This is a genomic window from Streptomyces sp. SP17BM10, from assembly GCF_036322405.1.
GTDB lineage: Bacteria > Actinomycetota > Actinomycetes > Streptomycetales > Streptomycetaceae > Kitasatospora.
The window spans coordinates 102563-112258 of sequence record NZ_JAQYXB010000460.1 but is presented as its reverse complement, the minus strand read 5'-3'; the positions used below and the strand labels follow the sequence as shown (position 1 = coordinate 112258).

10 protein-coding genes and 1 pseudogene are annotated in these 9696 nt (G+C 72.5%); 4 read left to right on the top strand and 7 right to left on the bottom strand.

Annotated elements, in window-relative coordinates; genetic code table 11:
* The first annotated feature begins 416 nt into the window (after positions 1-416).
* Positions 417-1073 carry an HAD family hydrolase gene (locus PUR71_RS06485; RefSeq protein ID WP_329925360.1) on the top strand — a complete coding sequence of 219 codons (657 nt, stop codon included), beginning with the start codon at positions 417-419 and terminating at the stop codon, positions 1071-1073.
* Here the strand turns inward: PUR71_RS06485 and PUR71_RS06480 are convergent.
* The gene (locus PUR71_RS06480; protein ID WP_329925359.1) at positions 1061-1792 is read right to left on the bottom strand and encodes an SDR family NAD(P)-dependent oxidoreductase; all 732 of its coding nucleotides are present in this window, start codon (positions 1790-1792) and stop codon (positions 1061-1063) included. The two genes, PUR71_RS06485 and PUR71_RS06480, sit on opposite strands and share 13 nt — an antisense overlap.
* A 104-nt stretch (positions 1793-1896) precedes the next feature.
* On the opposite strand from PUR71_RS06480, the gene PUR71_RS06475 reads away from it, so the two are divergent.
* The gene (locus tag PUR71_RS06475; RefSeq protein ID WP_329925358.1) at positions 1897-2748 is read left to right on the top strand and encodes a helix-turn-helix transcriptional regulator; all 852 of its coding nucleotides are present in this window, start codon (positions 1897-1899) and stop codon (positions 2746-2748) included.
* Between the two features lie 112 nt (positions 2749-2860).
* Here the strand turns inward: PUR71_RS06475 and PUR71_RS06470 are convergent, their stop codons facing one another.
* The gene (locus PUR71_RS06470; protein ID WP_329925357.1) at positions 2861-3715 is read right to left on the bottom strand and encodes a hypothetical protein; all 855 of its coding nucleotides are present in this window, start codon (positions 3713-3715) and stop codon (positions 2861-2863) included.
* Positions 3716-3857: 142 nt separating this feature from the next.
* On the opposite strand from PUR71_RS06470, the gene PUR71_RS06465 reads away from it, so the two are divergent.
* Positions 3858-4178 (top strand): cupin domain-containing protein, encoded by a 321-nt coding sequence (locus tag PUR71_RS06465; protein ID WP_329925356.1) that lies wholly within the window; start codon positions 3858-3860, stop codon positions 4176-4178.
* A 77-nt stretch (positions 4179-4255) separates the two neighbouring features.
* On the opposite strand, the pseudogene PUR71_RS06460 reads toward PUR71_RS06465, so the two are convergent.
* Together PUR71_RS06460 and PUR71_RS41115 are read right to left on the bottom strand one after the other, a co-directional pair.
* Positions 4256-4420 (bottom strand): annotated as a pseudogene (locus tag PUR71_RS06460) (DUF397 domain-containing protein); the annotation flags it as partial.
* Positions 4421-4569: 149 nt separating this feature from the next.
* A complete protein-coding gene (locus PUR71_RS41115) occupies positions 4570-5244 on the bottom strand; it encodes a class I SAM-dependent methyltransferase (protein ID WP_443077391.1) in 675 nt (224 codons plus the stop codon).
* A 107-nt stretch (positions 5245-5351) separates the two neighbouring features.
* On the opposite strand from PUR71_RS41115, the gene PUR71_RS06445 reads away from it, so the two are divergent.
* Positions 5352-5753, top strand: a complete 402-nt coding sequence (locus PUR71_RS06445; RefSeq protein ID WP_329925355.1) for a VOC family protein — start codon at positions 5352-5354, stop codon at positions 5751-5753.
* Between the two features lie 15 nt (positions 5754-5768).
* Here PUR71_RS06445 and PUR71_RS06440 read toward each other — a convergent pair whose 3' ends face one another.
* From PUR71_RS06440 to PUR71_RS06430, 3 genes are all read right to left on the bottom strand, one after another.
* Positions 5769-6755 carry a restriction endonuclease gene (locus PUR71_RS06440; protein WP_329925354.1) on the bottom strand — a complete coding sequence of 329 codons (987 nt, stop codon included), beginning with the start codon at positions 6753-6755 and terminating at the stop codon, positions 5769-5771.
* Between the two features lie 46 nt (positions 6756-6801).
* Entirely contained in the window at positions 6802-7494 is a 693-nt protein-coding gene (locus tag PUR71_RS06435; protein WP_329925353.1) for an aspartate/glutamate racemase family protein, read from the bottom strand.
* 65 nt (positions 7495-7559) lie between these two features.
* Positions 7560-9410, bottom strand: a complete 1851-nt coding sequence (locus tag PUR71_RS06430; protein WP_329925352.1) for a CocE/NonD family hydrolase — start codon at positions 9408-9410, stop codon at positions 7560-7562.
* Positions 9411-9696: the final 286 nt, after the last annotated feature.

Genomic DNA, 9696 nt, shown 5'->3' with positions numbered 1-9696 from the left:
CGGCGGCCGGCTACCAGCAGCGGACCTTCGACCTGTCGGCGTACGCGGGCAAGAGCGTCACGCTCAAGTTCACCGGCACCGAGGACGCCTCGCTGCAGACCAGCTTCGTGATCGACGACACCTCCATCCAGACCGGCTGACGGCGGTCTGACGGCGGATCCCCTGCCGCGCAGTCCGGCCGGCCCCGCCGACTGGACTGCGCGGCATGCCTCCCGTCCTGCGCCTGAGAGGCTCCGACGACCACCGCTCCCCCGAGAGCCACGCGCAGGCCCGCACGACCACCGTCGCAGGCCTCGCGCTCGACGCCGGGGTGAGCGTTGCCGCCCTGGGGGCGAGGAGAGGGTCGAAATCGCCGTCGTCCCGGAGGAGTTGGACACCGGCCGGCACCGCGTCCGGCTGGCCCCTAAGCTGGCCGGATGATCAAGCCGATTGAACTGGTGATATTCGACTGCGACGGCGTCCTCGTGGACAGCGAGGTCATCGCCGCCCGCGTCCAGATGCGGCTGGGCGCGGAGCTGGGCTGGCCGCTGACCCTGCCGGACGTGGTCGAGCACTTCATCGGCCGCTCCGAGGCCGCCAACCACGCGGTGGTCGCCGAGCGGCTCGGCGGGGCCACCGCCGACCGGTGGCGCGAGCGCTTCGTCGAGCTCCACGCCGAGGCCGTGGACGCCGAGTTGGAGCCGGTCCCCGGGATCCGCGAGGCGCTCGCCGCGATCGCCCTGCCGACCTGCGTCGCGTCCAGCGGCTCGCACGACAAGATGCGGCACACCCTCGGCCGCACCGGCCTGTACGACCACTTCGCCGGGCGCATCTTCAGCGCCACCGAGGTCGGGCGCGGAAAGCCCGCGCCCGACCTCTTCCTGCACGCGGCGCGGACCATGGGCGTCGACCCAGCCGCGTGCGTCGTCGTCGAGGACAGCCTGCCCGGCGTGCAGGCCGCCCGCGCCGCCGGGATGCGCGCCCTCGGCTACGCGGGCGGGCTCACCCCGGCCGAGCGCCTGGCCGGGCCGGACACGGTCGTCTTCGACGACATGCGGAAGCTGCCCGAACTGATCGGCGGCTACCAGGGGTAGGTGCTGCCGTACTCGCTGAGGAAGCGGCCGGTGGGGCCCCCGGCCGCCGCCGTCACCTGCGCGGCGATCCGTCGGCCGCCCTCCTCGGCGGTGAGCGAGCCGGTGTGGTGGTTCAGGTCCGTGGCGCAGTGCCCGGGTTCGACGGCGCTGAACCGCACGCCGGCGTCCCGCAGGGCCCGGGCGTAGACCAGCGTGACGGCGTTGAGCGCGGCCTTGGAGGTGTTGTACGCGAGCAGCGTCGCGTGCTCCCAGATGGGCGAGTCCGGATCGGCGAGGAACGCCGTGCTGCCGAGCCCGCTGGAGACGTTGCACACGCAGCCGGCGTCCGAGCGGCGCAGCAGCGGGAGCAGCGCGTTGGTCACGGCGACGACGCCGAACACGTTCGTCTCGTACACCTCGCGCAGCGCGGCGACGGGCAGTCGATCGGGAGTGTGCTGCCAGTCGCGGGTGATGCCCGCGTTGTTGACGAGGGTGTCGAGCCGGCCGTGCTCGGCCTCGATCCGCTCGGCGGCGGCGGCGATCGTCGCCGGGTCCGTCACGTCGAGGCGCACGAAGCGGGCGTCGAGCCCCTCGGCGGCGAGTTCGGCGGCGGCCGCGGTGCCGCGTGCGTGGTCGCGGGCGCCGATCAGCACGGTGTGGCCGGCCCCGGCCAGTTCGCGGGCGGCGGCGAATCCGACGCCCTTGTTGGCGCCGGTGATGAGGATGATGCGCTTGGTCATGCCGTCGAGCCTGGCCCGGTGCGGCCCGCGCCGGGAGAGCACTGCCGAGGGTGGTACCGGCGGTGCCATGGTGACGAGTCGCTCCGGCGGGCACACTGGAGCGCGTGGAACACGTCGATCGGGCCGAGCTCGCCGCCTTCCTGCGGCGCTGGCGGGAGCGCGTGCAGCCGTCCGACGTCGGCCTGCCGGCCGGCGGCCGCCGCCGCACCCCGGGCCTGCGCCGCCAGGAGGTCGCCCAGCTCGCGGGCATGTCCGTGGAGTACTACATCCGCCTCGAACAGGGCCGCGGGCCGCGGCCGTCCCGGCAGATGATCGGGGCGATCAGCCGGGCGCTGCGCCTGTCCGACGACGAGCGCGCCCACCTGCACCACCTCGCCGGCGAGCCGCCCGGGCCGCCGCCGGGTCCGGACCGCGAGGTCCGGCCGGGCGTCCTGCACCTGCTGGACCGGCTCGACGACACCCCGGCGATCGTGTGCAGCGCCGTCCGCGACCTGCTCGCCTGGAACGCCATGGCGGCCGCCCTGCTCGGCGACTACTCCGCGCTGCCGCCCGTCGAACGCAACCTGATCTGGCGCTTCTTCACCGACCCGGCGACCCGCGCGCGCCACGACCCGGCCGGCGTCGAGCAGTTCGGCCGCAGCGCGGTGGCCGACCTGCGGACGGCCACCGCCCGCTACCCCTCCGATCCCGGCGTGCGGGGCCTGGTCGACCGGCTGCTGGCGGTCAGCGCCGAGTTCCGTGAGCTGTGGGCGCGGCAGGACGTGTCCGTCAGCCGCTCGAACCGCAAGCGCATCCTGCACCCGGTCGTGGGCCCGCTCGACCTCGACTGCGAGGCCCTGCACGACCCGCGGCGCGATCAGTGGATCATCCTGTACACCGCCGCGCCCGGCACGCCCTCGCACGAGGCGCTCCGGCTGCTCAAGGTGGTCGGGAGTCAGGACCTGGCGGTGCGGTAGTCGCTTGCGGGCCGCTCGGGGTGGTGGCACGGCTGGGCGCTGTCCGTCGCCCTGCTGGAGCTCGACTGCTCCCGGGACACGAACGCGCGGACGGTGTCCATCGCCCGGCACGTCATCGGCGAGGTCCGTGCGGAGCGTCGAGGCTCCACTCGAACGGGAAGAAGTCCCGTTGCCAGCGCTCGGAGCGCGCCAGGGCGTCGACGGCGCCGGGGGCGCGCAGGAAGGTGCGGTGGCGCAGCAGTTCGCGGCGCTCGGTGGGGGTCAGGAGGCGGTCGTCCTCGCCCAGGTTCTTCGGGTGGTCCGCGGGCAGGTCGGGGCGGCCGTCGATCGGCACGCTCTCGGCGACGTTGAGGTGGTCGCCGTCGGCCGTCCGGTAGTCGAGGCGCAGTGCGGTGCGCCACTGGGAGTTGCTGCCCCAGCCCTGCGAGAGGTCGACGGTCGGGCGGTGGCGCCGGCGGAACGTCCAGTAGAGCGGCCAGGCGTCGGCGACCCCGCGCTCCGCGTGTGCGGCACCGGCCCGGACCCGTGCGCCGGCCCGGCCGAAGAGCAACTCGCCGAGCATCAGTCCGGGCCAGTGCAGACCGATCACCTCGATGGGCGCGTTCGGGTCGTCGGCCTGCTCGACCTCGGCGATCTCGTGGTGGAACGGGTCGAACGCGGGCCCGTCGTCCTCGATGGGGGTCATGCCGAGCGCGGCGAAGAAGGCGAGGTACTGCTGTCGGTTCCGGGAGCCTTCGAGGAGGAGGTGATCGCTCACGCGGCTCAACGCGTAGAGCTCCCAGGTGAGTTCGCGCCCGCCCGGATCCTCCCACCAGGTCCGGAACCGGGCCGCGGTGGCGAGCGCCTCGCGGTGACCGGCGCGAAGTGCCCGGTCGAGCCAGGGGGTGACGACATCGGGGTAGGCGTCCGCGCCCTCGTAGTCCAGCAGTGCCTCGTAGAGCGCCCGTGCGCCGACCTCGTCCGTCATGCGCGGAGCCTACTCGCAGGTTTTACCGAACGGTCGACCAATCGTCCGCGCAGGTCGCGTAGCGTCCTGGACATCCACCGAGCACGACGACAAGGCGGACGCCTGCCCTCGACGGGTCGGTCGGCCCGCCGGGAGGCATGCCATGAACCTGGTCCACACCGCTTCGTCCCTGCCCGGGGCCTGGGAGTCGGCGGTCCTCGCCGAGGTCGGGACGGCGGCGGTGAAGGTGCTGCGGATGGACGGCCGCCCGCTGCCACCCGAGGCGCATGCGACGGCGGAGGCACTGGTCGTGGTGGATGGCCGACTGGAATTGGTGGTGGACGGAGAGGACTTCACGATCGAATCGGGTGAGCTGTGCCGAATCCCGGGAGGTGCAGTGCACGCAGTACGTCCGGGCAGTCGCGGCACTCTGCTCATCATCGAGGTACCGGCGCCGGCGTCGTCCGGGACGATCAACTCGTGATCTCCGACGAACGCTTGGGTGTGCTGCGCTGGATCACGGACGCCCGATGGGATTTGGGCCTGTTCGGCTGACCACAGGGATGGGGGGAAGACCAACGTCGGCCCGGATGGATCCTTCGAGTCACGGATGAAGGATGTCCGGCCGTCGGCGAGGGCGAACTCGACGCAGTTGCCGGAGTCGTTGCCGTGTGAGGACTTGCGCCAGATGAGCGGGAGGGCGGCGGCGTCGGTATGGAACGTCATGTGAGCTCGTCCCTCTGGTCGGTGATGATGGCGAGCGAGTCGTCGAGGCCATTCACTACTGGGCATGTGACGGGACCACCGGGGAGCCGCGCCCGTCGTGCCTGGACGAGAGCCGGATCCGTGAGACCGAGAGGCCTGGGTGCCGGTGATCACGCCGGACGGGCCGGCGGTGCTGGTGGGGGCGAACTCGGACTGAATCCGCCCCGCCCGGCGGACGCGGCCCGCTGGGCGGGCTTCGTCCACGTCAGGGAGTACCGGCGCAGCACGTGCCGCCGGTACCGCACGCCGGGGAGCAGGCGCCGTGCAGCGGCTCGTACCTGGGCGTAGCTCAGCGACGCGTCCGCCACCGGCATGCCCTCGGGCGCACTTGCGCGCCGCAGCCACTTCACGGCCCGGACGAGCGGTGCCGACGCGACGAGCAGGGCCCAGTCCGCCGCGCTCGCCTCCCTCGCCAGGCCGACGACCACCAGGACACCTCCGGGGCGCAGCAGTTCGCGCATGCGGGTGAGTGCCGCCTCGAAGTCCATGTGGTGGATGGTCGTCACCGAGCAGATGAAGTCGTATTCGGCGTGCGGGAGTTCGATGTCGAGGAAGTCCCCGGCGAGGAATTCGAGGTCGGCTCGCGCGCGTGCGGCGGCGATCATCTCCGGCGACTTGTCGACACCCACGACCTTCGACACCCGCCCGGCGAGCTTCACCGCGAGCAGCCCGTCCCCGCACCCGACGTCCAGCGCGGTTCGGCAGGCGGCGGGGACGGCGCGGAGGATGCCCGGGTGGCGGGCGACGTTGGTGTTCCAGTAGGGCGTGGCGGCGGGCTGGTCCATCGCGCCATTCTGCCCGCCCTGGGGCCGAGGTCGTGCATCCCCGGACCTAGGCCGGGCCCTCCTCCGGTCCGATGCGCAGGTGATCAACCCGGTCTACCGTACGGTTCATGCAGATTCCCGAGCACCACCAGCGCACGGTCATCCCGCACATCATGCTCGACGGTGCCGCCGAGGCGATCCGTTTCTACGAGAACGCCTTCGACGCCACCGAGCTGTTCCGGCTGGACGGCGACGACGGTCGGATCGTCCACGCCGAGATCGGCATCCACGGCGCCACCCTCATGCTCGGCGACGCCCATCTGGCCCCCTTCGCGCCCCCGTCCGCCACCGTGACCTCCGTCGCCCTGCACGTCTACGTCCCCGATGTCGACGCCCTCACCTCCCAGGCCGTCGCGGCTGGTGCCGAACTCCTCTCCGAGCCCGCCGACATGCCCTACGGCGCCCGCCAGTCGATGCTCCGCGACCCGTTCGGCCACCTCTGGATCTTCCTCACGCCCCTCGCCGCCTGATCCCGGTGGGGCGGCTCAGCGGCTGAGGACGTCGACCAGCGATTCCCCGTGCTCGGCCCACCGTTCGAGTCTGTACTGGTCGACGAGCAGCGCGCGGATCTTCGGGGCCTCGGTCAATGCGGCCTTGGTGAAGCCGCCATTGGTGACGACCAGGGCGATGTCTGCCTTGTGGAACTCCCGGAGGGTCGCAACCAGCAAGCGCGCTGGATCCGGGCCGATGTTACGTCGAGTCTTGGTGTGCTTCACCTGCACGGCATAGCGAAGGCCCATGGGTCCGACGGCGATGCAGTCCGCGGCATTGTCGCCGGAGCGGCCGGCCGCCCGCTCCACGGTGAAGCCGTCGCGTTCCAGCAGGGCCGCCACGAGCAGTTCGAAGTCGCCGGGACTGAGGCTGTTGATCGCAACGAGCGGGATCCTGCTGCCGGGTTCGAACAGAACGGCGGGCTCCTTTTCCAGCACCTCGAGCAGGTTCTCCGCTGCTCGCGTGATCACGGAGTCCAGATCGGCCAGCGCGTCCGGCTGTTCAAGCAGCGGGACGCCTCTGAACCGCTTCGCGTTCTGGACTTCCCGACTTTGCTCGTACCGCTTCCGCGCGGACGTCCGAATGAGTTCGGCCAGCGAACAGCACGCGTTGAGCGCGGTCTCCCCCGTGCGGTCCAGCCAGTAGTAGACCTCGTGCCTTCGCTCGAAGAGGTAGCTGCCGCAGGCGGCCATCACGGGGGTGGTCTTCTTGGCGATCGAGTCCATCCGGTCCTCGATGTCCTTGAGGATCTTCAGGAGTGTCTCGGCCAAGGCCGTGGTGTCGACGAGGGCGTCCTGGAACTGCATCGGAGAGCGCAGCCACCTGCCTCCCTTGGCGATGCGCCGGAGGAACGAGATCGCCACGGGGAGCAGTTCGCAGTGAAGGCTGGACTCGGTTTCGCGTTGGTAGCGGTCGTGGACGCCGCAGCCGCCGAGGGCCATCAGCTCCTCGAGGAGTAGTTCATTTGTCACGTCTTCCACAGGGGAAGGCTATCGAGATGATCTGACAGTCCATCAAATGTGCAGCTCAGGCCAGCGCCGCCGCGATGGCCGCTTCGGCGTGGAGACGGGCGGTGGGGAAGACGGGGACGGGGCTGTCGTCGGGGCGGATGAGGAGTTCGATCTCGGTGCAGCCGAGGATGATGCCCTCGGCGCCCGCCGCGACCAGGTCGGCGATCACCTGGCGGTAGGCGGCGCGGGATTCCTCGCGGACGATGCCGACGCACAGCTCCTCGTAGATGATCCGGTGCACGAGGGCACGGCTCTCCGGGCCCGGGACGAGGACGTCCAGGCCGCCGCTGGAGGCCAGCCGGCCGCGATAGAAGTCCTGTTCCATCGTGAACGCCGTCCCCAGGAGTCCGACGCGGCGCAGGCCGGCGGTGCGGACGGCCGTCGCGGTGGCGTCGGCGAGGTGGAGGAGGGGGATGGTGACGGCGGACGCGACCTGGTCGGCGACCTTGTGCATGGTGTTGGTGCAGATCAGCAGGAGGTCGGCGCCGGCCGCTTCCAGGGCGCGCGCGGCGTCGGCGAGGAGTTCGCCCGCCTCGGTCCAGCGGCCCTCGGCCTGGAGGTGTTCGACGGTGGCGAAGTCGACGGAGTAGAGCACGAGGGGGGCGGAGTGCAGGCCGCCGAGGCGTTCACGGGTGAGTTCGTTGAGGAGGCGGTAGTACTCGGCGGTGGATTCCCAGCTCATGCCGCCGATCAGGCCGAGGGTCTTCATGGCGCCGAATATAAAGATGTCGATGATCCCAGCGCAAATGTATAAGGATTACTTTACAAGCAGTGTCAGTTCCGTGGTACGCGGTGCTGCCATTCCCGCGTGAAGACGACCGAGCCCGCCTCCAGCGCGCGGAGCTGGACGATGCTGATGAAGTGGGTGGCGTCGCAGCGGAGTTGGGCGCGGGTCTGGAGGGTGACGTCCCAGCCGAGGTCGGGGCGTTCCAGGCGGGTGGTGTGGTCGGTGCGGGCCTGGGCGCTGAGGGGTGCGCCGGTGAGGACGCGGTAGGCGGTCACGGTGTGCTCGTCGCGGACGAGGCCGTCGGGCTGGGTGCGGGTGCCGTCGGCGGCGGGGGAGAGTTCGGTGCGCCACTCGTGGCGGCCGAGGTCGTGGACGGTGACGCGTTCGGGGCGGGCGGTGAGCGGCTCGGTGAGGTGGACGGGCAGCGGGTCGGGCAGCACCGGGGGTTCCAGGGCCGCCGGTGCCGCGCCCGCGTCGGCGGCGAGGTGGCGGACGGGCAGGGTGAGGGTGCTGTGCGACGGGTCGACGGCGTACCCGCCGCCATCGGGGGCGGGCCACACCCACGGCCAGTACGCGGACGACAGCGCGAGCCGCAGCCGGTGCCCGGCGGGGACGGAGGACGCGCAGGCGGCCAGTTCGACGGTGACCTCGGCCTCGCCCGACGTCACCAGGACGCCCCGGGTGATCAGCTCCGACGTCCCGTCCGGCCCGACCGCGCACAGCCGCGCGGCGACCAGCGCCGGCCGCCCGTCCTCGCGCAGCCGGAGCCGGACGGACGGGATGCCGAGGACCTCGACGGGCTCGGGCAGGGGTCGGGAGTCGAAGCAGACCGAGCGCCCGTCCTCCTCGCGCTGGTCCGGCGCCCGGTCGGCGGGCCGGCCGAGCGGGACGTAGGCGCCCGCGTTGAGACCGGTGTGCTGGGGCGAGTGGACGTGGACGTAGCGGTCGTCGGAGGTGGTGCCGGCGGTCTGCAACTGGCCGTCGAGGCCGTAGTGGATCTCGCGGACGCCGGGGGAGGGCCAGGCCTCCTCGGCGATCCACCGGCCGCCGAGCAGGCCGCGCAGGGCGGGTTCCCGGAGGGCGCCGGTCTCGATGTCGCGCAGCCAGTGGTCCCACCAGCGCAGGGTCTCGGGGAGGGTGTCCTCGGGCAGGCCGTGCGGCCAGGGGCCGACCAGGGCGCGGGCCTCGGGGGAGGTGGCGAGCAGGCGCAGGACGAACGAGCAGGACGGGTCGCCCCAGCCGGCGATCGCGAGCGCGGGGGCGGAGACCGGGACGGACGTCTCCCCGGCGGCGAGCCAGCGTTCGGCGGGCGGTTCGAGGGATTCGAGCCGGGCCAGCCACTGCGGGCGCCAGGCGTCGCCGACGTGGCGGGGGTCCGGCGGCCGGGCGGCGGAGGCGACGAGGGCGGTGAGCCGGGCGTGGAGGTCGGCGGCGAGGACGGCGCCGCCGAGCCGGTGGCCGCCCTCGGGGCAGGCGGTGACGACGGCGCGCACGGTCTCGGGGGAGCGCGCGGCGAGGTGCAGGGCCGTGGCGCCGGCCGCGCCGACGCCGAGCAGTCCGACCCGGCCGTTGCACCCCGGGCGGGCGGCGAGCCAGGCGATCACGGCGGTGCCGTCGGCGAGCTCCGCGTCGTCGCCGGGGGTGACGGGCAGGCCGCCGGAGTTGCCGTGGCCGCGGGTGTCGACCCGGACGGCGGCGTAGCCGTGGCCGGCGTACCAGGGGTGGCGGCGGGCGTCGTCCGCGGCGGACCAGTCGGTGAGTCGTCCGGCGGAGTACTCCAGGAGGGCGGGGACGGGTTCGTCGCTGACCGGCCGCCAGACGCGGGCGGACAGCTCGGTGCCGTCGGGCAGGGGGATGCGGACGTCCTCGCGGGTGGTGTGGAAGGGGTACGACGGCATTGCCGCTCCCATCGGGTCCCGGGCCGGTGAGTGCCGGTGGGTGCCGGCGGACGCCGACGGACGCCGGCGCGGGCCGGCAGGCGGGAAGCGCCGGCAGTCCGACCCTAGGGGAGGAGTCGGCTGATTTCCTGATGAATCGGGCGCAGTGGTGAAGGCCCGGACGCCGGCCGTCGGGGCCCGGCGGCCCGCGATTGTGTCCGCAGTGCTTCATTATTTGCGAACGGGTTGCAACTGCCTCCTATGGGACGGAAGGATGGCTCCGCATTCCGCTCCCCCGAAAGGACCC